The sequence below is a fragment of the Kribbella kalugense genome, from assembly GCF_004365875.1.
Lineage (GTDB): Bacteria > Actinomycetota > Actinomycetes > Propionibacteriales > Kribbellaceae > Kribbella > Kribbella kalugense.
In genome coordinates this window covers 559141-582932 of record NZ_SODF01000002.1, presented here as the reverse complement: position 1 = coordinate 582932, position 23792 = coordinate 559141, and the positions used below count along the sequence as shown (strand labels likewise).

At 68.4% G+C, this 23792-nt stretch carries 17 protein-coding genes; 7 read left to right on the top strand and 10 right to left on the bottom strand.

The features are described from left to right. Nucleotides 1–42: 42 nt before the first annotated feature. A complete protein-coding gene (locus EV650_RS20360; protein ID WP_134120635.1) occupies nt 43–873 on the top strand; it encodes a helix-turn-helix transcriptional regulator in 831 nt (276 codons plus the stop codon). A 130-nt stretch (nt 874–1003) separates the two neighbouring features. Beyond that, entirely contained in the window at nt 1004–1615 is a 612-nt protein-coding gene (locus EV650_RS20355) for a hypothetical protein (protein WP_134120634.1), read from the top strand. Here EV650_RS20355 and EV650_RS20350 read toward each other — a convergent pair. Together EV650_RS20350 and lysX are read right to left on the bottom strand one after the other, a co-directional pair. Next, nucleotides 1612–2448: a hypothetical protein gene (locus EV650_RS20350; protein WP_134120633.1), complete on the bottom strand. Its 837-nt coding sequence runs from the start codon at nt 2446–2448 to the stop codon at nt 1612–1614. The two genes, EV650_RS20355 and EV650_RS20350, sit on opposite strands and share 4 nt — an antisense overlap. A gap of 127 nt (nt 2449–2575) precedes the next feature. Further along, nucleotides 2576–5902, bottom strand: coding sequence for a bifunctional lysylphosphatidylglycerol synthetase/lysine--tRNA ligase LysX (gene lysX / locus EV650_RS20345; RefSeq protein ID WP_238174344.1), 3327 nt, complete (start codon nt 5900–5902; stop codon nt 2576–2578). A 140-nt stretch (nt 5903–6042) separates the two neighbouring features. Between lysX and EV650_RS20340 the strand changes: the two genes are divergently transcribed. Then, nucleotides 6043–6708 (top strand): DUF998 domain-containing protein, encoded by a 666-nt coding sequence (locus EV650_RS20340; RefSeq protein WP_134120631.1) that lies wholly within the window; start codon nt 6043–6045, stop codon nt 6706–6708. Further along, on the top strand, nt 6705–7451 hold the full coding sequence (locus EV650_RS20335) for an alpha/beta fold hydrolase (RefSeq protein ID WP_134120630.1): 747 nt from the start codon (nt 6705–6707) through the stop codon (nt 7449–7451). Before EV650_RS20340 ends, EV650_RS20335 begins: the two co-directional genes overlap by 4 nt. On the opposite strand, the gene EV650_RS20330 is transcribed toward EV650_RS20335, so the two are convergent. From EV650_RS20330 to EV650_RS20315, 4 genes are all read right to left on the bottom strand, one after another. After that, nucleotides 7448–8677, bottom strand: a complete 1230-nt coding sequence (locus EV650_RS20330; RefSeq protein ID WP_238174343.1) for an ROK family transcriptional regulator — start codon at nt 8675–8677, stop codon at nt 7448–7450. The two genes, EV650_RS20335 and EV650_RS20330, sit on opposite strands and share 4 nt — an antisense overlap. Before the next feature lie 163 nt (nt 8678–8840). After that, nucleotides 8841–11765 carry an AAA family ATPase gene (locus EV650_RS20325; protein ID WP_134120628.1) on the bottom strand — a complete coding sequence of 975 codons (2925 nt, stop codon included), beginning with the start codon at nt 11763–11765 and terminating at the stop codon, nt 8841–8843. A 114-nt stretch (nt 11766–11879) separates the two neighbouring features. Next, nucleotides 11880–12092: a hypothetical protein gene (locus EV650_RS20320; protein WP_134120627.1), complete on the bottom strand. Its 213-nt coding sequence runs from the start codon at nt 12090–12092 to the stop codon at nt 11880–11882. 14 nt (nt 12093–12106) lie between these two features. Then, nucleotides 12107–15064 (bottom strand): type 2 lanthipeptide synthetase LanM family protein, encoded by a 2958-nt coding sequence (locus EV650_RS20315; RefSeq protein WP_134120626.1) that lies wholly within the window; start codon nt 15062–15064, stop codon nt 12107–12109. A 326-nt stretch (nt 15065–15390) separates the two neighbouring features. Between EV650_RS20315 and EV650_RS20310 the strand changes: the two genes are divergently transcribed. Both EV650_RS20310 and EV650_RS20305 read left to right on the top strand, forming a co-directional pair. Further along, entirely contained in the window at nt 15391–16464 is a 1074-nt protein-coding gene (locus EV650_RS20310) for an MsnO8 family LLM class oxidoreductase (RefSeq protein ID WP_134120625.1), read from the top strand. A gap of 35 nt (nt 16465–16499) precedes the next feature. Continuing rightward, complete coding sequence (locus EV650_RS20305; protein ID WP_134120624.1) at nt 16500–17957, top strand: NAD-dependent succinate-semialdehyde dehydrogenase; 1458 nt, start codon at nt 16500–16502, stop codon at nt 17955–17957. A 20-nt stretch (nt 17958–17977) separates the two neighbouring features. Here the strand turns inward: EV650_RS20305 and EV650_RS20300 are convergent, their stop codons facing one another. Genes EV650_RS20300 through EV650_RS20290 form a run of 3 tightly spaced genes read right to left on the bottom strand, consistent with a single transcriptional unit; the run spans nt 17978 to nt 22085 of the window. After that, nucleotides 17978–18277, bottom strand: a complete 300-nt coding sequence (locus tag EV650_RS20300; RefSeq protein WP_134120623.1) for an antibiotic biosynthesis monooxygenase family protein — start codon at nt 18275–18277, stop codon at nt 17978–17980. 5 nt (nt 18278–18282) lie between these two features. Continuing rightward, nucleotides 18283–19617 carry a hypothetical protein gene (locus EV650_RS20295; RefSeq protein ID WP_134120622.1) on the bottom strand — a complete coding sequence of 445 codons (1335 nt, stop codon included), beginning with the start codon at nt 19615–19617 and terminating at the stop codon, nt 18283–18285. Then, a complete protein-coding gene (locus EV650_RS20290) occupies nt 19614–22085 on the bottom strand; it encodes an ATP-binding protein (protein WP_134120621.1) in 2472 nt (823 codons plus the stop codon). The genes EV650_RS20295 and EV650_RS20290 overlap by 4 nt, the downstream gene beginning before the upstream one ends. A 145-nt stretch (nt 22086–22230) precedes the next feature. Between EV650_RS20290 and EV650_RS20285 the strand changes: the two genes are divergently transcribed. After that, nucleotides 22231–22917, top strand: a complete 687-nt coding sequence (locus EV650_RS20285; protein ID WP_134120620.1) for a GNAT family N-acetyltransferase — start codon at nt 22231–22233, stop codon at nt 22915–22917. Here EV650_RS20285 and EV650_RS20280 read toward each other — a convergent pair. Then, nucleotides 22909–23778 carry a polysaccharide deacetylase family protein gene (locus EV650_RS20280; protein ID WP_238174342.1) on the bottom strand — a complete coding sequence of 290 codons (870 nt, stop codon included), beginning with the start codon at nt 23776–23778 and terminating at the stop codon, nt 22909–22911. The two genes, EV650_RS20285 and EV650_RS20280, sit on opposite strands and share 9 nt — an antisense overlap. Nucleotides 23779–23792: the final 14 nt, after the last annotated feature.

Sequence of the window (23792 nt, the reverse complement as noted above, 5' to 3'; positions counted from 1 at the left end):
CAGTACCAGGCTGATACGGACCGGGCGCGGAATACTGGGGATATGGGTGAGCTCGGCAGGACGCTGCACGCGTGGCGGGATCGCGTGCGGCCCGAGGAGGTCGGGCTGCCCGCGGGCGGTCAGCGGCGCGCGCCGGGGCTGCGGCGTGAGGAGTTGGCCCACCTCGCCGGGTTGTCGGTCGACTACATCGTCCGGCTCGAGCAGGGCCGGTCGGACTCGCCGTCCGCTCAGGTACTGACCGCGCTGGCCCGGGCGCTCCGGCTGTCCGATGCCGAGCGCAACCATTTGTTCGTACTCGCGGGCGAGGTCGAGCCCTCGCCCGGACGGATCTCGGCGTACATCCCGCCCGGTGTGCAGCGGATCGTGGACCAGTTGGACGGCGCACCGTTGTGCGTGTGCGACGCCGCCTGGACGATGATCACCTGGAATCCGCTGTTCGCTGCCATGATCGGCGATTCGTCGCAGTGGCGCGGGTGGTGGCGCAACATCATCTACCGGCACTTCGTGGCGCCCGGCGATCGCGTGGTCCAGACACCGGAGCAGCAGCGGGACTTCCGGATCGCGATGGTGACGGATCTGCGCGCGTCGCTCGCGCGCTACCCGCACGACGCGGATCTCAGCGGGTTGATCGACGAGCTGCGCACCCGGTACGACGACTTCGCGCAACTGTGGGATCAGCCGGTCGTCGGTTTCCACCAGACCGAGCGCAAGCTCATCCGGCATCCCGAGGTCGGCGATTTCACCATCGACTGCGACGTGCTCGCGGTCCCGGGCAGCGATCTGCGCATCGTCGTGTACACGGCCGCGCCCAACACCGAGGCCGCCGAGAAGCTCCGCCTGCTCTCCGTCATCGGTCTCCAGGCGTTGACCTGAGCGGTCAGCTAACACACCGCATTCCTACGGTCGCGTAAATGTTCTGAATTACTAGAATGTGAAGTACTTTCGTGGAATTTCTTCCAAGGGCTGTTTGAATCGACTCTTGGGCCGATAATCTGCGGGCACTGTGAAACCGATCTCTGCCGCGGCTTCCCGCCGCTCGCCCTGGCAGAACCCGAGGCGTCGCCGCCAGGCCGCCGCCGGCGCAGGAATCCTGCTGCTCGGCTGCCTGGTGCTGATCGGCCTCGCCATCGAGGGCCGTGGTCCGCGGCCGGCCAACCCGGTCGCAGGCCTGGAGCCCGGCCGACCGACGCAGAACGTCCCGGCGGCCCCGCGCACCACGACGCCGTCAGTGGGTACGACGCCGACCACCGCCGTACCGGCTCAGTTGCCGACAGCAACCAAGCCCGGCGAGACCCAGCCGCCGGTCGGTGTCACCACCACCTCGTCGTACCCGATGCTCACCCAGGGCACGCCGACCCCAGAGATCGTCGAGACGAGCGCGCCCAGGACGCCCGGTGTGACCGAGAAGCCCCGGACGATCCCGACCGCACCGCCGACCGAGCGGACCACGGTCCCCACCACCGCCCCGACCAAGCCGCCGACCACGGTCCCGCCGGCAACCCCGCCCCCAACCAGCGCAACCCCCACCGCGCCACCCACGACTCCCAGCGACCCAGACCACCCGGGCCTCCTAGGTGGTCTCCTTGGTGGTCTCCTGGACACGCTCGGGCTCTAGTAGGCCTCTACCTCGGTGGTGGTGGCGTTGCCGGTGGCCATGGGTTTGAGGTTCACCTGCCAGCCCTGGTTGCGTCCGAAGGTTTGGGCGAACTTCTTGAACGTGCAGCCCGAGCGGAACTTGCGCCGGTCAGGGTCCCACTCGGAGCCGCTCTTGAAGTAGAGGTGGTACGCGCCGCCGATCTGCTTCACGGTAGTCGCCTTGGTCGCCTGGATGTACACCATCACCTGTGGGCTGCTCGGTGGCTGACCGTCGGTGACGATCGAGACGGCGACGTCCTTCGCCGTGCCGTTGGTGATCTTGACCTGTCCGGTTCCGTTCGGACCTCGCCGTACCAGGATGTCGCCGTTGTCCGGAGGTTTTTGCGCAGGCGCCGGACCGGGGTTGGGCAGCGTCTTGCCGAAGGTCAGCTTCAGCTGTTGGAGGAGCACGAGTGCGGAGCTGAGGTTGGTGCGCAGCTGACGCTGCACGTTCTGTGAGGTGTAGGCGACCCCGCCGCACCGCGCGTCGTCCTCGGTCTCGTCGGCCAGTCCGGTCAGCTGGGTGGCAGCCACACCGATCCGCACCTGCAGCAACGAATGCCCGGCATCCAGTCGCGACGTCACCTTGAGTGCGGCCAGCCGCACCGCGACCGTGTTGAGTGCTTCCGCCAGCGTGTTCATGGCATCACTCAGACCTTCGGCCGTGCGTACCCGCGTCAGCCGCGACGCCGGTCCGGCCAGCGCCTGGTCGATCCGGGTCAGTTCGGCCTGGTACGCCGCCGTACCCAAGGGTCCCGCTGCCGGAACCGAGGACGCCGGCGCCGGCGCAGCACTACTGGGCGACGGTGCCACGGGGCCCGACGAAGAGTCCGCCTTTGCACCACAGCCCGTCACCAAACACACCCCTACGCAGAGCGCAGCCCAGCGCCTCATTCCCCTACCCCCCAGGTCCTCACCCCTGAAGCAGCAAGAGTACCTGTCAGTCCCTAGCAGCGGGACGAACGAACGGGAACGCCAACGTGCTGCGGATGTTCTGGCCGGTCAGCATCATCATCACCCGGTCCACGCCGATGCCCAGACCGCCGCTCGGCGGCATCGCGTACTCGAGCGCGGAGAGGAAATCCTCGTCCAGCGACATCGCCTCCGGGTCGCCGGCCGCGGCCTTCAGCGACTGCTCGGTGAGCCGGCGGCGCTGCTCGACCGGGTCGACCAGCTCGGAGTACGCCGTACCGATCTCGGCGCCGAAGGCAACCAGATCCCAGCGCTCGGCGAGCCGCGGCTCGGAGCGGTGGGTCCGGGTCAGCGGCGAGGTCTCCAGCGGGAAGTCGGTGTAGAACGTCGGGAACGAGGTGTTCGGCTCGACCAGCTCGTCGTACAGCTCCAGCACCAGCTCGCCGGCGGACATCTCGAACGTCGTGTGTACGCCGTGCTCCGCGCAGAGCTCCCGCAGTCGCTCGACGGGCGTGTCCACATCGAGCGTCGCCCCGGCGGCGTAACCGACCGCGTCGTGGACCGTGACCACCGGCCACTCGCCGGAGATGTCGATCTCCTCGTCGCCCCGGCAGACCACCGGCTTGCCGAAGACCGCTGTCGCGGCCTCGATCAGCAGCTCGCGGGTGAGCTCCCGCATCACGTGATAGTCGGCGTATGGCTGGTAGGCCTCGACCGAGGTGAACTCCGGGTTGTGGGTCGCGTCGGCGCCCTCGTTGCGGAAGTTCCGGTTCAGCTCGAAGATCTTGCCCATCCCGCCGACGCTGAGCCGCTTCAGGAACAGCTCCGGCGCGATTCGCAGAAACAGCTCGGTGTCGTAGGCGTTGATGTGCGTGATGAACGGCCGCGCGTTCGCCCCGCCGTGCACCGCCTGCAGCATCGGCGTCTCCACCTCGATGAACCCACGCGACTCGAAACCGTTGCGCAGGGCCCGTACGGCGGCACTGCGGTGCTGCATCATCCGCAGCGAGTCCGGGTTCATCACCAGGTCGATATGCCGCTGCCGGACCCGGGCCTCGGGGTCGGTGAACCCCTTCCGCTTGTCCGGCAACGGATGCAGGCACTTGGCCGCCATCACCCACGACGTCGCCGCGATCGACAGCTCACCTCGGCGGCTCGTTACGACCTCGCCGGTCACGCTGACATGGTCGCCGATGTCGACCAAGCGCCGCCACTGCTCCAGCGGTACGTCGCCACACGCCTCGGCCGTGAACATCACCTGCAACTGGGTCAGCCCGTCCTGCAGTTGCGCGAACGAGAGCCCGCCATGGTTCCGCATCCGGGTCACCCGGCCGGTCACGGACACCAGGTGATCGGTGTGGTGATCGGGCGGAAGGTTCGGGTACAGCTCCCGCACCCGCTCCAGCGTCTCCGTCCGCGGCACACTCACCGGGTAGGGATCGATGCCGGCAGCAACGAGCTCGGTCAGCTTGGCCCGCCGGATCTGCTCCTGTTCGGTCAGCTTCCGCTCCGGCAAGGCCGGCCGCAGCAGCTCCTGTTCCTGCTCGCGTACGGCCGCCGCGAACGCCCGTCCGTCCGCCGCCCTGATCGCGTGCCGCTCGGCCGCCTCGACGCTGTCGACCCGGGTCCACGGCCGCGGCGCCGGCAGGAAGCCTTCGGCAGTACCGGCCGCCAGCACCACCTGCGCGAGCGACGCACCCCGCGAGTAACACATCAACCGCGGCGACCAGCGTGGCAGATACTTCTCGTTCGACTGATACAGACTCTCCAGTTGCCAGAAGCGGGAGGCCCCTGTGAGCAACGCGTTCGTCAGGCGCAGTACCGGACCGGCGCCGACCCGCTCGGCGTCGCTGAAGATCTCCCGGAACATCGCGAAGTTCAGCGAGATCCGGTGTACGCCGAGATCGCCGGACGCCTCGATCAACGAGGTCACCATGAACTCCATCAAGCCGTTCGCGGACTCCGGATCGCGCCGCATCACGTCGAGCGAGACGCCCCGCACACCCCACGGCACGAACGACAGCAGTCCGCGTACGACGCCGTCCGAGTCCCGCGCGATCACCATCACGCACCGCGCGTCGGCCGGATCACCGAGCCGCCCGAGCGCCATCGAGAACCCACGCTCGGTCCGCGCACCGCGCCACTTCTCGGCCAGGTGCACGTAGTTCGCCAACGCGTCCGGCGACAGGTCCCCGTGCCGCACGACCTCCGCGTGGTACCCGGCCCGCTGTACGCGGGTCACCGCCTGCCGGACCGGTCGCATCGTCCGGCCCTCAAGGGTGAAGTCCGCAACGTCGATGATCGCCTCGTCACCCATCGACAACGCGCGCAGGCCGGCGTCGACGTACGCCTGCGCAGCCTCCTCGCTCGCCGACAGGACCGCCGGGGACCAGCCGTATGTTCGGGCTTCGGCGAGCCAGCGCTGGATCGCGGCTGGCCAGGCGACCGGGTCGCCGAGTGGATCGCCGCTGGCCAGGCTGACGCCGTTCACCACGCGGTACGCGATCGCGGCGTCGTTGCCCGGGGCGAACACGACCGCCTTGTCCCGGCGGGTGGCGAAGTACCCGAGCGAGTCCCGCTCGCCGTGCAGCAACAGGAGCCGTCGTACCTCGAGCTCCTCCGGCTGGGTCAGGTACCGGACCCGCTGGACCGAGCGGAGGAAGATCCAGAACGCGATCACCAGCGAGGCCGCCGAGATCGCGCCGACCGACAGGCCGATCCAGCCGTGCCCTTCGTGGCCGCCCATCTTGCTGCGGGACTGACCGAGGGCGGCGATGATCGCCCAGCCGACCTTCTGCCGCTGACCGCTCAGCGTCCGCGGGAAGATCTGCGTCAGCGTGACACTGACCGCGATCGAGATCAGCATGCCGAATACCAGCGCGCCGACCGCGAGCCGGCGGGTGCCGACCGCGAGCCGGGCCGGGAACGCGCCGCGGATCTTCCACAGCAGCACGATCAGTGCGGCGACCACGAACCACTGGACGATGGCCCACTCGAGGTCCTGCACTGTGGTGCGGTCGAGGTCGGACAGCAGGTCGGCGCTCCCGGGGCTGCTCAACCGGACGGTGCTGAACGCGATGTACCCGGTCAGGCCGAACAGCCACAGCGCCTCGAAGACCCACAGCACCCAGAGCAGCGCGGCTCTCTTACCGCGCAGCAAGGCGCTGCCGACGACCGCGAGGTAGACGGCGGAGAAGATCGTGTGCCCGGCCGGGATGCCGACGAAGTCGAACGCCATGTCCACGTGCTTGACGAAGATCGGCGCACCGACGTGCAGCGGAATGGCGAGGAACGACCAGACCGAGGCGAGCACGACGACGCGGCCCACCCAGACCGCCGCACGGTGCTGCCACACCGGTATCACTGCTGTTTGTTCCGACCGCACCAGCCGATCATCCCATTAGTTCGCTGAGACTTCGGTCGACCTAGCACTACCCCAAACACTACAGCTGACGCTACAGCCAATACTTTGGTTGACATGCCACGCTGACGAGCATGGTCGCCGTACCGTATCGCCTGGCCCGCAACCTGATGATTGCCGCCGGCGTGCTCTACTGCAGCCTGTTGCTGGAGGCAGCGGCCGGCTTCCCGCTGGACGTCCGGACCTCGTTCCTCAGCGAGCTCGGCGCGCGGGACCAGGCGACCAGTCTGTACGCGCGAGCGATGGACCTCTCCAGCAGCGTGCTGACCCTGGTCGCGGTCCTGCTGGTCCGTCAGGCGGCTCGCGGACGCCGTCTGGTGGCGGGGTTGCTGATCAGTACGGCGACCTTCGCCGTCGGGACCGTCTTCGACTCGTTCTCACCGATGGACTGCGCGCCGTCGGCGAGCGTGGCGTGCCAGAACTCGGAGGGGAGCGGCCAGGCAGGTGCAGCACTCGTCCTGCACGAGGCGACCTCGACGATCGCGGGCGCCGGAACCATCGCCATGGGTGTCTTCGCGGTCTTGGCACTGTGGCGCGGTCCGTGGTTCAGCAAGGTGGTCGCCTCGCTGTCCGCTGGGGTCGTGGTCACGCAGGTCTGGCTCGGGTCAGTGGTCGCCTACGAGACGCTGAGCGGTGCCGAGGTGGTTGCACCGGGCATCCTGCAGCGGGTCTCGACGGTCCTTTTCTGCGTAATGTTGGGGACTTTGTTACCAGGTCTGAGGCAAGCTTTGTCTCGATGACCGTGATCTGGATCGTGGTGCCCGGCCTGGCCGAGACTCCGGAGGAGTTCGCCCGGGTGGTCGAGCTGTTGCCGGAAGAGGACGTCCGCGTCATCGATCCGTGGCGTACGCCGATCACGTCCGAAGTGGACGCGCTGCGGGCGGCGGCCGACGTACCGCCCGATGCGGAGATCGGACTGATCGGTCACTCGATCGGTGGGCTGGCCGTGCTGCGGTGGGCGTTGACCCGGCCGCTCGAGGTGACCCGGCTGGTGCTGGTCGACACGAGTCTGACCTCGGAGACCGGCTGGCGGGCGTTCTACCCAGGGGCACGGGGTGATCGGGCCATTCGGGCGGTGGTGCGGTTCCTCGGGCGGATCGGCGTACCGCAGCTCTATGGTCCGGCGGTGCGGTGGCTGAGTGTCCGGATCGGCAGCATCACGAAGCGAGACCCGTTGTCGAAGGCAACCGCCAGGACCCGGTACGGCGGGCAGTCGTCCTGGCTGCTGTTCTGGGACGAGTTGGCGAGCAGCTGGGAGCTGGCCGCGGAGGTGGGCAAGCTGACCGCGGTACCGGTCGGTGAGATCGCGCCGACCGTGTTGCTGGTGGCGACCGGCGGCAGCTCACGCTTCACCGCGAACCGCTGGCTGGCGGGTCAGCGCCGATTGGCCGATGTACTCGACGGGACTGTCGAGGTGCTGCCGGACTCCGCACACCTCGTCCACCTCGACCGACCAGACGCGATCGCGGCCGCTACTAACTAGGTAGTGCTGGTCATCGCCGGGGTGGGGAGCTTGCGCTGCCACACCTCGTCCAACGCCATCCGCATCGCACCAGTCACCACAGCGTCCTCAGCCAGCGCGGACAGCTCCAGCTTGGGGTGGTTGAGCGTCAGCAGCCGCAGCTGGTCGGAGATGGCATCCAGCAGGACGGCGCCAGCACGGGCGACACCGCCACCGATCACCACTGCTGTCGGGTCCAGAACCAGTATTGAGGGAGCCAGCGCGCGGGCGAACGCACGAGCGACCTGCTGTACGACGGCCTGCGCCACGGGATCACGTTCGGCCGCGGCGGCGAATACGTCCGCGGTGTCCAGCTGGTCTCCGCCCAGCTCGGCGAGGCGCGACTCCGGGTGATCCAGGGCAGCCTGACGACCCAGTGCGGCGATCGCTTCCGAGCCGACCGCTCGCTCCAGCGGTCCGCGGCTGTCCTCGGGGTTGATCACGTCATCCGGACCAGTGGCGATGAAGCCGATCTCACCGGCCGCTCCGGTGCCACGGTGCAGCCGGCCGTCGATGACGATGCCGGCACCGAGCCGCTCGCCCCACTGGACCGCCAGCAGCGTGCCGGTGCCACCCCGGGCGGCGGCGATCGCCAGCGCGGCCAGGTTGGCGTCGTTGTCCAGCATGACCGGGCAGTCGAGCAGGCCGCGGACGTGCTTGATCAGGTCGATCGCTGACCAGCCCGGCACGGACGGGACCAGCTGGACCCGTCCGGTGTGCTCGTCGACGATGCCGGGGCTCGCGGCGACCACGGCCGCAACGTCCTCGGCCGGCACCTCGGCCTCGGCCAGCGCCTCGGTGATCACCTCACCGATGACGCCGAGCAGCTCTTGTGCGGTCCAGCCGGGGCCAGAGCGCCGTACCAGCGACAGCTTGCGACCGGCCAGGTCGGAGACACCGACGGTCACCCGGTGCGGGCCGACGTCCAGACCGAGGACCGGTGCGGCCCGGCCACGCAGTGAGACTCGGATCGCCGGGCGGCCGAGTGAACGGTCCGCGGAGTCCGGGCCGTGCTGCTGCAGCCAGCCGGCGTCGAGCAGCTCGTCGACGGCCTGGGCGACGGTCGGCCTGGCCAGACCGGTCCGCTCGACCAGCTCGGCGACCCGCAGCGGTGCCGGCGCGGATCGGCGGACCGCGTCCAGGACCGAGGCGACATTGATCCGCCGCAGCATCGTCGTACCGCCGCCGCCGACCGTTCCCTTGCTCATGTCCGACCCCTTGCTTGCCACTCGCACAGTATAGATAGCGAGCGTTCGTAAATACTGATCAATTGCGCGTCGGCTGGCGGATTCCGGTGCGTGAGTCGACAACTATCACCGAACCGGTGTCAGATGCCCCAGCACACGCATCGCTGCCCGGAATCGGAGCTGTTCAGTCCGGAAAAACCGTTCGGGCGAAACTGCTCAGTGCCTCCCGGTCCGGTTGCTGGGTCTTGGTCATCAGACTGGCCACGTGTTTCTCGACCGTCCTCGGCGAGATGTGCAGCCGGGACGCGATCGACTTGTTCCCGATCCGGTCCACCAAGAGCCGGCAGACCTCGTACTCCCGGGTGGTGATCCCCAGCTGCCGCAGGTACGCCGGAACCAGCTCAGATCCGTTCCGGCGCTGAGAGACGGTCGCACCGAGCTGACGCATCAGACCGCGGCAAGCACTCGCCACGGCCGGGATGCCCGCGGTGTGGAAGTAGTCCTCGGCCAGCCGCAACCACGCGACCGGATCACCCCAGCCGTCGGCGTAGGCAGGCTCGGCAATCAAGCGCAGACCGAGGTGCCGCGCCAGCGGGAACAGCACTGCGGTCTCCGTAGCCTCCCGCACCTTGGCGTTGGCTGCCTCGACCTGACCGTCCCGGCCGAGCAGCACGGCCTCTGCGAACTGCACGAACTGCTTGTTCCACCGCATCCCACTCGCAGCGGTCGCGGTGACCGCCTCGAAATGGGCCCAACCGTTGCGTCCGGACAGTACGCCGAGCAGCAACGCCAGACCGTTCTTCCCGGAGAGGTGGAACGTGGTCGGGTTCTGTGCGTCGTACGCGAGCGCCTGCGCCAGCTCGGAGTCGGCCAGCTCGCGGTTCTCCTCCAGCAGCGCGCAGATGGTCCGGGCCAGGCCGTAGGAGTACGGCAGCTCGTACGACGCCCGCTCGCCGCCCCAGTTCGCGGCCTCGGCCAGTGTCGCCTCCATCGCGGACCTGCGGCCCTGGTGCGCCTCCAGGATCGCCTTGGTGGCCAGGAAGAACGTCGCCGACCGGCCCAGCCGCAGCCGCCGGGTGACCCCGACGCATTCGTCGATGATCTCGGCGGCCCGCGCGTACTCCGACCGCAGGATCAGCTGCTGGCCGAGCATGCCGTCCACGTCGTACACCAGCGTGATGGCGCCGATCCGAACGGCCTGCTGCCGGGACCGCTCCAGCTCGACGATGCTGCCGTCGGCGAGGTAGACGCTGACCGCCTGGAGGATGTGCGAGACGACCCGCTGGAGCGTCATCCCGTGGTCCTCGGCGATCTGCCGGGCCCGATGGAAGTAGTCGATCGAGGAGTCGAGATCGTGCTCGCGGGCCAGAATGCCCAGCAGCTGCAGGGCTTCGCAGGCCACCTCGGGCAGCTCGGCGCGTTCGGCCGCCGCGGCGGCGCGGGTGGCCAGCTCGGTAGCGGCCTTCAGCCGGCCCGGACTCGTCCGGGCGAACTCGAGGTTGGCGGCGACCACGTCGATCGGCGCGAGGTCGGCGTCGCCGGCGTCGCTGCCGAGCAGCGACCGGGCGGTCGCGACATGCTGGAGCGCGGCCGACCAGCGGCCGGCCACCATCTCCGCGTTCGCGAGCTGGACGTGCAGCGCGGCGACCTTGCGGCTGTCGAGATTGCGGTCGGCCAGTTCGTCGACGGTCGCGGCGTGGACGGCCAGATGCTCGAAGCCTCCGGTCGCGCTGAGTGCGAGCAGCAGGGCACCGAGCACGTCGGCCCGGTGGCCGATGTCGGGATCGGCTGCCAGCAAGGTGTTCGCGCGGTCCAGTAGGTTCGCCGCCGACCCGGTCGAGCCGTCGTCGAACGATCGTCGTCCGGCCAGCGCGAACAGCCGGCCGGCGCGGACGGTGTCACCGCCGGCCTCGGCGAGCTCTGCGACCATCGGGCACCACTCGCCGGGCAGTCCGGGATGCAGCACCTCGACGGCGTCCGCGCAGCGCCGGGCCAAGGTGGCGCGTTCGGTCGGCGTCAGGCCGGCGAGCAACGACTCGGCGGTCAGCGGATGCCGGAACGCGTACCAGTCCGGCGCCGGCTCGTCCGGACCGACCAGCTGGGCGGCGAGGCCGGCCCGGAGCGTTGCCAATAGCGTCCGTTCGTCCGTTCCGGTGGCTTCGCGGACGACGCTCAGTGGGAACCGGTGGCCGATCACGGCCGCCAGCACAAGGATGTCCCGCGACTCCTGCCCGAGCTGTGCGGTACGGCTGCCGATACTGCGCACCACCGCGGGCGGGACGGTCGTCTGCAGGTCGTCGACCACCTGCACGCTGCCGTCCGGACCGGACACCAGCTGTCCGCTGCGGTTCGCCTCCTGCAGCAGTTCCTCAACGATGAAAGGGACTCCCGCGCTGCCGCGCCACAGCTGGTCGGCCAACTGCTCCGGCACGCTGTCGACCGGAACCTCCAGGCAACCCGCGGCGAGCTCGGCGACCTCACTCCGCCCCAGCGATTGCAGCTCGTCCAGTTCGGCAGAACCGCGCTGCGCCGACAGCCGTGCCAGGTCGTACGCCGCGCACGTCTCGGATCGCAGTGTCGCCACCAGAGCGATCGGCTGGTCCTCCAGGTTGTCGAGCAGGTACTCGATCACGGCCAGCGTCTCCGGGTCGGAGCCGTGCAGGTCCTCGAGCACCAGCAGACAGCCGCGGTCCCGGCCCACCAGCGCGAGGAGCCGCAGCACTGCCTCTCCGAGTACGACTGGTGACGCAGCGGTGTCGTGTGCGGTGCCGTCGTCCCAGTCCGGGATCAGCCGGCCGAGCACGTGCCGGTACGGCCCGAGCCCTTCTGTCGTGGGCATCTCGCCGCGCCGGATCAACGAGAGCAGTGCCTCGGTGAACGGGCGGAAGGCGACCATCGTGCCGATCGCCCCGACCCTTCCGCGCAGCATCGCCAGGCCGGTGTCGAGAGCCTGGGTGGTGGCCGTCGCGGCCAGCCGGCTCTTGCCGATCCCGGGCTCGCCGACCAGAAAGATCGCACCACCGTGACCGCTGCGGGCTCCGGCCAGCAGGCGGTGAAGGCTGTCGATCTCACGGTCTCTGCCGACCACCGTAGGCGAACGGGTCTGCATGGTTGCCAACTGTAACGACTGATGGTTGCCGGCGCAGGCACTCGACTCGTGGCCGGCCGCTCCAGGCGAACGGCCGGCCACTTCGTCAAACGTTCGCTGGTGTCCGCGGGTGGCTCATCCGCCGACAACCCACGGGAGGCCGCTGGGAGCCATCACGGCTGCGGCCATGGTGCTGATGCCGACAACCCCGGCGAGGGCCATCGCGCGGGCGGCGACCTTGTGCCACTTCGGCAACGCGATCGGGCCGAGCTGGTCGGTGCGGTCCGGCGCCGCGTACTGCTCGTCTGCCGGAGTTCCGTGCTGAACATCGTGGTGCTGGGCGGTCATGCTGTAACCCCTTGTCACACAGTGGGCTCCGGTGCTGTGCCACACCTCGACCCGGCGGTTGGTTGGAGCAGCAGCACGGAAGGAATCCGTTGGGGAAACGCAAGGCGGAGTAGTCCGTAGCCGATCCCTGCCAGACCGGTCAGCAGGCCTGGAGACGGAACGGCTCGGGGTGTGCCGCATTGCGGCCCGTACTGCTGTACTGCGGCGAGCACCAGCCCGGTACGGCGTCGCCGTACCACCTCTGTGGTCGGGTGCTCGCGTCCGGCGAGCCACAGGAGTGACTCCACCGCGCCGAGCTCGCCGTGACACAGACTCAGATCGGCGAGCACCGGACGTTCTGCTGCGTCCCTCAGGTAGCTGTCGAGGTCCGCGGGTACACCGGCCGACGCCCGGGCCAGTGCGGTCCCGGCATCACCGGAGCACCAGCCGTGGCCGGCCGGAGCGTTGCGCCGATCGAGATCGGCCGCGGCTCGGGCCGCGTCGGTGTACCGGTCACCAGGTACGCCGTACTGTCCGAGCGACCACGCGATTCCCTGGAAGCCGTGAGCGAAGCCGTGGTCCGCTGCTACTCGGCCACGGAGGCCGCTCTCGACCGTGTCGACCAGGTGATCGGCGTACCGCTCGGCCAGCCGGTCGGCGGCCGGAATGCCTGCTATTGCTTGCATTGCGGCCAGCCCGCCCGCCGCGCCTTCGACGTACGACGGGAACTTGGTGAGGTCTGGCACCAGCTGCTCGGTGAGCTGCAGCGACGATGCCAGCCAGTTGGTGAGGTCGGAGTCATCAAGGAGCGTGGACAGCCGGCTGAGGCCGTAGCTGATCCCGCCGAGCCCGTGGAAACCAGGCCCGACCAGTTGGGTGGACTCCAGGTCTCCGGCCAGGACTTCGAGCAGCTGCGGGATCGGACGGATCGCGTCGCGGGCCAGCTCGCAGTACCTGTCCGCACCGGTGAGTACGCCGACCTGTGCGAGGAAGAGCGCCGTACCGATGTAGCCGCTGGAGAGTCCGGCGCCCATGGGTCGCACAGCCCAGTGCTGGTCGTCGAGCAACTCCAGACCGAGCCAGTTGGCCGCACCGCTGGGTTCACTGATCACCTGTGCGACGAGCTCGTCGGCGATGTCAGCAGCCGCGGCCAGCAGTTGATCGGGGTCCGCGTCGGTCGTGCCGAGGTGGCGCCGCGCGGCAGTGCTGACGTGCTTGATCGGCTCCGGCCTGGTAGCGAGGGACGCGGAGATCAGCCAGGCCTGTCGATGCTCGTCCACATCACTGAGGCCCGCGATCTTCGCCTCCACCGCGCCAAGCCCGTCGGTGGCCAGCACGTCGGCGATCTGGGTCCCGTCGGATGCCCACACGTCCCGGCTGTCCGGCCTGGCGGTGAACAGCGGTACGTCGCCCGCCCACAGATCGGCCAGCTCGTACGGCACGATCGCGTGCAGCGATTCGTCCGCATCCCACAACAGGTCAAGGAGTTGACTCCGGCCGGCCGCGTCACGCAGTGCGTCCGGATGAGTCGACTCGTCCAGCAGACCCTTGTAGAGACTCGTGCTGCGGGGCACGAAGCGGAGTTGGTCCGACGCACACTGCGCCAGCAGGCCCTCCGGTCCGAGGAACTCGTCACGGTGCCGGGCAATCGCCTCATACGCGGCCCGGAACCCTGTGAGTACAGCGATCTCGTGTTCCCGCGGCTCGATCATCACTCCGTCGAGCGTCGGCCGGTTGGCCGCACTGTCCGACCGCCCCGGTCGCCTGACCAGGTGCATCGAGTCCAGTCCTGCATCCGCCCAGTCGGCCACGCTCATCGGCGCCGTCGAGCCGGCGTCACCACCGAGCCCGGACACGTCCGCAACCCCGTACTCACTCGACACCAGGAGCGGAAGCAGAGCAGTGCGGTACACCGAACCGAGGAGCGCGCGGTACGCCGGATCCTGGCCGGACGCGGTCACCGGCAGGTGACTGGGGTGGAACAGCGTCTCGACGTCCACCAGCACCGGCTGGTCACCGGCGGCGATCAGGTTCTCGAAGTGCATGTCGGTGCCGTCGAGGACGTACAGCAGCGCCAGCAGAGCGCCCTGCCGCTGGTAGAACCGGCGTACTCCGGCCAGGTCCGCGCAGGGCTCGTGGACGACGTACCCGAGCCAGCCGTAGCCGTCCCGGGTGAGCAGGCGGACGGTGCGGATGTCGAGCGCGGTCTTGGCGTTCAGCCAGTCCACGAAGGCGTTGAAGTGCTGGTGGAGCTCGAGCGAACGGGGCTTGTAGACCAGGCGCTGTCCGTTCGCGAAGGTGAGGATCGCGGCGCACCGCCCGCCCCGGTGGGGATCGCCACCGGGGTCGATCGCGGTCAGCGCACCAGGGTCCCGGCCGTCCAGCAGCTCGGCGACGAGTGACTCACGGTCCTCAGCGAGTCGCGCCAACAGCTCGAGGTGACCCTCGACGCCCTGTCGGCACGACTCGCCCAGGACCCGGGCCAGCACTGGGTACGCGGCCAGGAACTCCGCCAGTTCGCTCCCTCCGACGAGCCGGTGGGTGAAGTCGAGAAAACGCTCCGACGGGGTATCGCCGGCCAGCTCGCCGCGGTCCCGCGACCGGGCCAGCTCGAGGACCAGCGTCCGCGCGGCCAGCTTCACCAGGCGGAGTCCGAGCCGCTGCAGGAACTGCTCGGCGAGTACGCCGCTGTGCCCGGCCGCGGCCAGGTCCCGGCGGGCCGAGTCCAGCAGCGGTTCCAGGCAACGGATAAGCGCCTGCCGCCAGTCCGTGCCGGACCCATCCGCCGTCCCGGCCGCCCCACCTGACGTGTAGCCGCCGGTGACACCGGTCCCTGCAGGGCCTCGACCGGCGGCAGGCGCGCTCGGTGGGAGGGAGGTACTGCGCTCGACGTACTCGGCCCAGGCGGGCGCGGAGTGGGTCAGCTCGTGCGGACGCACGCCGGCGGACCACCAGTTGTCGCACTGGCTGGTTCGGGCCGCTGAGTTGAGCACGGGCTCAGGCTGCCATCGGGGACAGTGCCCGGGCATGGGTACTCAGCCCCCATATTCTTGGCTCGGAGCTAGGAGCGACCGGTGTCTGCCGCAGGGTGACGATCAAGGGTTTGATCACCCCGCGGCAGCGGACCGGGCCGAGTGACCTTTGGTGGAAGGCCTGGCGGCACGACCGGAACGATGCCTGGGCGGAACCAAGCCCGGCAAGGGCTCCGAACCCCCATTTTCGGTCGCCGGTAGCGGCGGTTCAGATGGGGGCACGGCGGTGGGAACTTGGGTGGCGAATCCCCATGTGTGAACCGAACAGCCGCTGTCACGGTGGGTGAGTGCACACCCCTCTGGCTCCTGGATTGCCCGTCTCGGCTCACTCAGTCCTGGACGTAGTACCGCAGCTGCCCGGTCAGTCGGCTGCGGCCGCTCTCCGGGAGACAGCGGAGGTGGCACTGACCGCCGACGACCTTGGGTACCGCCGGTTCTGGCTGGCCGAACAGCACGGTGTCCGAGGCGTCGGCGGTGCGGCGCCGGCCGTACTCACAGCGATCCTGGCTTCCCGGACGGATCGGATCCGCTTGGGAGCCGGCGGGCTTCTACTGACCAACCACCAGCCGCTCGTCGTGGCTGAACAGTTCGCTGCGCTTGCAGCGGCGTACCCGAGTCGTATCGACCTGGGCGTGGGAGAGCAGCGCACTGTCGCACCTAGTACTGCAGCTGCACTCGCTGGTGGTGCGCGCGGCTCGTTCCCGCAGCGGCTGGACGAGCTGTGCGGATTCCTTCGCGACGGTACGCCGGGCCGGGCGCAGGTGGGCGACGTACGACTGTCACTGGCCGGACTGCCGCCACCAGTCTTCGTACTGGCCGACCACCCGGGCGCTGCGGTGACTGCCGCCGTACGTGGACTGCCTGTCTTCCTGTCGCACCACTGTGCGGCTTCGGTCACGCCGGCTGCGGTCGCGGCGTACCGGGATCACTTCGAGCCCACCGGGCCCAAGGTGCAGCCGTACGTCGCTGTGACGGTCGGCGTGGTCGCGGCGGACTCCGAGGAGGAGGCAGTCGTTCGATTCGCGGAGTACGTGCGGGTGAAGACCCGGCTGGCCGCGGCGGGACCACGAATGACCTCGGCCGAGCTGATGGCGCTACTGGAACAACCGATCACAGGACGGGAGCGTGGACGCGCCGAACGGCTGCTGGACGACCCAGGTCACGTCGTCGGCTCCCGTGCGACCGTGGCGGCCGAGCTGGGTGCACTGGTCGCGAGTACGACGGCAGACGAGGTCATGCTCGTCCCACTCGCCTTCGACGGAATCATCCGCTCAGCGATCCTCCGAACCGTCGCAGCCGGCCTCACCCGCGTCGTCCGTACCGTCCCCAGACACACGTCCCCTCTGATAGCCACGGCCTAATCTGGGTACTGCGAACCAGACGAGAGGGCGGGTCCATGTCACGAGAGCGGGAAGTCGTCGAAGCTTGTCCGACCGAGCTGTTCATCGGAGGCAAGTGGGTGGCGTCCGAGGGCGGCAAGACCCTCGCTGTCGAGGACCCTTCCACCGGTACGACGCTCTGCGACGTGGCGGACGCCAGCCCGGCCGACGGCAAGGCGGCACTGGACGCTGCGGTCGCCGCGCAGGCGGACTGGGCCGCTACGCCACCACGTGAACGTGGCGAGATTCTGCGCCGTACCTATGAGCTGATGACCGAGCGGGCCGACGACCTCGCGCTGCTGATGACGCTCGAGATGGGCAAGCCGGTGGCCGAGTCGAAGGGCGAGATCGCCTACGCGGCCGAGTTCTTCCGCTGGTTCGCGGAGGAAGCGGTCCGGATCGACGGCGGGTACCAGATCGCGCCGAACGGCTCGGGCCGGTTCCTGGTGATGCGCCAGCCGGTCGGGCCGTGCCTGCTGATCACGCCGTGGAACTTCCCGGCGGCGATGGGCGCCCGCAAGATCGGTCCCGCGGTCGCGGCCGGCTGCACGATGGTGATCAAGCCGGCCGCGCAGACTCCGCTGTCGATGCTCAAGCTGGCCGAACTGATGACCGAGGCCGGCCTCCCGGCCGGCGTGCTCAACGTGGTCACCACCCATGACGCGGGCGGCGTGATGGAACCGCTGATCCGCGACGGCCGTGCGCGCAAACTGTCCTTCACCGGATCGACCCCGGTCGGCCGGAAGCTGATCGAGCAGGCCGCCGAGCAGGTACTGCGGACCAGCATGGAGCTCGGCGGGAACGCACCGCTGCTGGTGTTCGAGGACGCCGACCTGGACAAGGCGGTCGAGGGCGCGATGCTGGCCAAGATGCGCAACGGCGGCGAGGCCTGTACGGCGGCCAACCGGATCTACGTGCAGTCGTCGGTGATGGACGAGTTCGCATCCCGGCTGACCGAGCAGATGGCCGGGCTCAAGGTCGGCCGGGGTACCGAGGACGGCGTCAACGTGGGTCCGTTGATCGACGCGACCCAGCGGGACAAGGTGCGGGACCTGGTCGCCGACGCGATCGCGCAGGGCGCGCGGACCCTGACCGGCGGATCTGTTGCTGAGGGCAACGGGTACTTCTTCCAGCCGACCGTGCTGGCCGACGTACCGGCGAGTGCGCGGCTGCAGAAGGAGGAGATCTTCGGGCCGGTCGCGCCGCTGACCGCGTTCGAGACCGAGGACGAGGCCGTGCGGATGGCGAACGACACCGAGTTCGGTCTGGTCTCCTACCTGTTCACCGAGAACCTCAGCCGCGCGCTAAGGGTGTCCGAGCGGCTCGAGGCCGGGATGATCGGGCTCAACCAGGGCATCGTCTCCAACCCGGCCGCGCCGTTCGGCGGCGTGAAGCAGTCCGGCCTCGGCCGCGAGGGCGGCACCGTCGGCATCGACGAGTACCTCGAGATCAAGTACGTCGCCGTGAACCTTTAGTGTCCTGAGTCGGAAGTTCACTAGGGCCAGCTGTACTGCTTCCAGGCGGTGGCGATGGTGATGTCGTAGCCGTCGAAGAACTCGGTGCGGCCGCGCTCCTGGGTCTCGACGTGTTCGGCCTGCACGCGCCACGCCTCGACGGCCTCGCGGGACTCGAACCGGGCGACCGCCAGCTCGCTGCCGTCCTCGCCGGCGAAGCCCTCGATCCCGGCGAATCCCGGCATCGCCGAGACCAGCTCGAGCATCCGCTCGAAGGCCTTCTGGTAGGCGTCCTGGTCGATGCCGGGCTTGGTTCGGATGTGGAACAGTACGATCTCCATCGCGTTCACCTCGTCGGAGGCTGGACTGCCTCGCCGTTGAATGTTGCCTGCGGCATCGATTGTGCGGTCGGCAGCCAGCTCTCCTGCCCGAAGAAGTCCGCCGGCCGATCGTGACCGGTGGTGCGGAACAGCTGCGCCGACTCCTCGGAGAGCAGGATCTGCCCGGCGCCCGCCACCGCCCCGGCCAGCGAGATCGTGGCACCTGTCCCGGTGGCGTCCCGAAGATCCAACCGACCGGAGTTGAACCGGGTGGTGTCCAGGGACAGCGTCGCGTCCTGCCAATCGACCTTGCGCAGATCGATGACGCGATCGACGATCGCGTTGTCGAACCTGATCCGTCCGTGGAACTTCGCCTGCTCGAAGGTCACGTTGCCGGCGCCACTCCGGTTCTCGGCGAAGTCGGTCGACACGAACGACAGCCCGGGGCCTGTGATGTCGGCGTTCGTGAAGACCAGCTCGGCCTGGTCGCGGATCGTCGCATGCTTGAAGGTGACCGCGCAGCCGGGCTCGAACCTCGCCTGGTGGAACGAGACCTCTCCGGCCTCGAACTGTGCGTGGTCGAAGCAGACCCGCCCGTCCGCGAACACCGCATCGTCGAACTTCACATGACACTCCGACCCGAAGGTCGCGGCGCGGAACGTGACGTCGGTGCCGTCGAACGTCGTACCGGCGAACGAGACGGTCTCCTTCCGCCACGGCGTGCGGTCCTGACTCGTGACCGCGAACTTCGCGTAGTCGAAGCTGAGAGAGCCGCCGCTGAGAACGAGCCCGCTGAAGTCGGCGTCCACGACCACGATGTTCGACAGGTCGAAGTCGCTGCCGGACCAGCTGACTCTCGCATCGGCCTGGAGATGGTCGATGATCACCCGGAGCGCCGCCGCCCGGGACGTCTCCGAGCTTTCCTGCGACGAGCTGAGCCGCGCATGCGCACAGATGACGTCGATACAGGCCTGGCGCTGATGACTGGACTCGTCCGCGAGTTGCGCCATCGCCAGCAGACCGGACAACCGGATCGTCTCGTTCGCGTTGCCCAGCTGTTTGGCCGCGTTCTCGAACCGCTGGATCAGACGGTCGGCGATACCGAGTCTGAACGTGGCGATCGTGTAGGTCAGGCCACCGGCCCCGGCGAGTGCGGTGAGGGTGGCGATGACACCGGATCGGGTGTCGGCCACCGCCTTCAGACGGTCGGCCTCGGTCAGCCGTTCACCGTGGATCAGCAGGCTCGGGAACGGCCAGATCGCGATGATCACCAGCACGGTGAGCAGCAGGATCCAGACCAGCGGGTACCGCGAGATCGCGTTCGTGACCTTCCGCCAGGCCGACGGGATCGACCTCCTCATGTCCACGGCTCACTGCGGAGGTCGGTGAGGATCTTGGTATGCCGGGCAGCCTCGACGTACCGTCCGCACTCGACGCTGAAGTCGGACTCGAGCAGGTGCAGCTCCTCGACCTGAGGGCCACGTGGGAACAGTTCGTGCGCGAGCAGCAGCGGTTGCTGGCTGTCGAGCAGTTGGCTGATCGTGTCCGCCGATGCCGCCGTCAGTACGTCGTTCTTCTCGAGCTCCGATCGCAGGACCTGAGCCGCGGACGGGTTGTTGCTGACCACGACGGGCATTGCCTTGGCCATCGTCGCGGCGTACTCCAGCGCCTTCGCCCGCTGATCAGGATCCAGTCCGAACAGTCGGCTCAGCGCCCGCGCGCGGACGTCCACGTAGAACTGCAGCGTGTACTCGTCCGGCGCTGGGCCGGCGAGATGGAAGAGATAGGCGTGCAGCACGGCCTTGCCGTACGACGCCGCGGCCGCCGGATAGTCTCCGCCGGTCCAGCAATAGTCGGCCCGCACTCGGTGCAGGTTGCTGACCAGTTCGTCGTCCGGTTCGGACTCGGGAGGTGCCACAGGTTGTGCGAAGTCGACTGCGTCCTGCCATTGTTTCTGGACCGTGCTCCGCTCGCCACGCTCCAGATGCAGATCCGAGCGCTCGTACTCGACCCAGGCGACGTCCCATGGATCGGTGAGAAGCTCGGCGGCCTGGACGTAGTACTGATCTGCCTGCGGTCCCTCGTTCGAGGAGTAACGCCAGGTGTGCGCGGTGAACAGGGCCAGCAGACCGGCCAGCCGCTTTTGTCCGTCGGTGAGTGAGGCGGCCGTCCGTTTGGTGAGACCGCAGACCTTCCCGACCATCGTCAGCGCGTCCCGGATACCTTGCCAATCGGCGTCGGCCGGCTTCATCGAGCGCGGCGGGTACTCCCGCAGTACCAGGCGCAAGGAACGGTAGAGAACGCCGAGCTCCGGCCAATAGGTCTTCTTGTTTCGTTGATCGCCGCGGTGTGCGGCGAGCTGGGCGAGATCGGTGAGGAATTCGTCGCAGAAGTCGAAATGGATGTAGTTCGCCCACCACCAATGCGCCTCCGCGAACACGGTGGCGAACTCGACCAGAGCCTCTTCTTTGTCGGCGCTGGTGACGGCAAGTCCGTTGTGATAAAGCCATTCCCGCTTGTAGCCCTGCCAGATGGTGTCCTCGTAGACCGACGCATCGGAGTACCCGGCCGTCAATGACGTGTACTGCAGGACCTGCTCTCGGTAATACTCCGCGGCGCTGCGATTCAGGTCGGCGAAGAGGTCGCTGTGAAGCCTGGTCATCCGGTCCAGCAGTGCGTTTCGGATATAGGACCGGAGCCGCAGCGTGTGTCGCGAGTCTCCGTCCGGCTCGTCCTCCGAAACGTCTTCGACGAGCAGATACAGCTTTCCGAGGTCGTCGAACACCTGGGCATGTTCGTGGGCGGTCAGCGACTCGTCCCGGAGCAGGTGCCGCATCAGCTCGGCGTCGAAGGTCCGCGGTACGGCGGCGGCCCACAGCGCCGTACGCAGAATCGGCCGGCCGGACTGTTCGACCAGGCGGTCCACGAGTACGGCGATCCGTTCGTTCTGCGGCTCCGGCAGATCGAGCAGCAGGGACTCGGGATTGTCCGGGCGGGCGGCGCGCTCACCCCAGAGCAACTCGTAGACGAGCGACAAGGTTGCCGGATGGCCCGCGCTGAGGTCGTAGACCCGCTGCGCGAGCTGCCCCCGGACACCCTTGCGGGCCAGTTCGTCGATGACGGTGGTCCGCTCGAAGTTGTTCAGCGCGCTGATCCGGAGATCCGGAGCGGCGGCCTGCTTGATCCGTTCGGCCAGGACGTCGTCGGAGGAGTCACCGATGATGCTGGTCGTCGGCTGCTGCGTGGCCACGACGATCGTCTTCTCGAGCTGCGGCAGCAGCGTCCCGAACCAGTCGCCGATGTCCTGATCCGCGATCGCGTCCGCATTGTCGAGCAGCAGCAACCGGACGGTGCCGGTGGCGCTGGCGTTCCAGTGCCGCAGGAAGCATTCTCCGATCACCGCGGCCGCTGCTCGCCAGGCGTCGGCCAGATCGTTCGGCCGGAGTGGACTGTAGAGCTCTTTCATGCTGTCTTCGAGCGTCGAGATCCTGGCATTCGTGACTTCGCTGTTCCGGGCGCTCATCGCCTCGGTCAGAAAGTCGTCGACCGTATCCGGCGCGAAGTGGACCAGTAGTTTCTCCAGCAATGCGCGGTACTGCTGGAAACTGCCCTGGACCGCGCCGACGGATGCCCGCGGGCCCCGCTCGCCGTGATGTCCGGGATCGTAGTTCTCCAGCGACACCCGCAGCGGCTGGTGATTCTCCCGCGGATTGGCCAGCAGATGCGCCAGAACCGTTGTCTTTCCGGCGCCTGGTACCCCCGCCAGGATGCCGATCCGTCGGGCGTTGTCGATTTTCAGAATTTCGGCCTCGATCGCCGATCGTGGCACCACAAACACAGTTCCCCTACCCCCCTGTCCACGAGGCAGCACCCTTCTGCCATGCGTGAACCCCTGATCAAGAATGCGCCCAGAGTCACCGACCGTCCAGTGGCACGCCCTAGTCAGAAACGCGAAGGTGGCGCAGGATCGACCTATGTCACCGCCCGGCCTGACCACGCTGGCGCTGCGAGACGTCGACGACGCGACGCTGGCGCGATTCCACGCGGAGCTGATGGTTCCGATGTTCCCGCCCGCCGAGCTGATGACGTACGACGAATTGCGGGCGGAGCGCGACAGCGAGGGGGCCGACGGGACCCTGCTGCTCGACGACGGTATCGCGGTCGGGGGCATCATCACCGAGCCGTATCTCGACGGCCGGGTGCTGCTGGTCGCCTACATCGTCGTCGCCGACTCCATGCGCAGCCATGGCCTCGGCTCGGAGCTGCTCGCGACGGTCGCGCCGTCCAGTCCGGCCGCGGAGGGCCGGCTGGTCCTGGCGGAGATCGACGATCCACGCCAGCACTTCCCCGGACCGTTCGGCGATCCGGCCCGTCGGGTTCGCTTCTACCAGCGCGAAGGATGGCGGCTCCTGCCGCTGCCGTACCTGCAGCCGTCACTGCGACCGGCTACGCCCCGAGTCGACGGGCTGCTGTTGATCACGAACTCGGCCAAGGCGGAAGGATCGCTGGTGGCCGACTTCCTCGAGGAGTACTTCACCAGCTGCGAAGGCGCTGAGGGCCTGGCCACCGATCTCGACTACCAGTCGCTGCATCACGCGGCGAAAGGACCCCTGGACCTCTATTCGCTCACTGAGCTCGACGCCGCGCGGCGGCTACTTTGAGACCAGCTGAGTCACGGTGACCAGCTTGTAGCCGCGAGCGCGAAGCTCCCGCACGATCGGACCGACGGCCTGCGCGGTGTACGGCGCATTGTCGCCACCGTGCATGTGCAGGACGACGATCGACCCGTTCTGCACGTGGTCGAGCACCTGCTTGATGACCGGCTGCGGCGACTTGGCGAACCCATCCGCGCCCGGCACGTCCAGTCCGACCGCGGTCACACCGGCCGGCGCCAGCTCGTGGAGTGCAGTCGCGTCGTAGCAACCACCGGGGAACCGGAACCACCTCGTCGCATGCGGATCGAACTGATCCAGCTCGACGATTGCCCGGCGTACATCTGCCAGCATGTCCTGCTTGGGAACTGTGCCCAACGTGTAGCAGTGCTTGGTGAAACCGCGGTGATCGTGGGTGTGCGTGCCGAGCTCGAACAGCGGATCCTTGGCCAACTGCCGGGTGACGTCCGGATACTGCTCCATCCACATGCCCGTCAGGAACATGGTCGCCGGGACATGCATCGCTTGCAGCTCGTCGATCAAGGGTTTGTTGTAGTACGACCTGACCTTCCCGGACACCAGCCGCCTGCGCATCAACGCGGTCAGATCCGCGTCGAACGTCAACGCGACCTGCTTCCTGTCCCGCGGCCCGTGATCCAGCACCGGCATCAGCTTCACGTTGGCAGACGCACCCGGCCTGGCCCGCACCGGCGCCAAGGTCGGCCGAACCGTCCGAATCGGACCACCAGGCGCACGAGTCTGCGGCGTACCACTGACCACACCCGCCGTCGGCTTGGTATCACCACACCCAACAACCGTCACCAGCACCAACAACCCGACCGCAACGCGCTTCCCCCAGTAAGCCACCACAATCCGCCAGTATG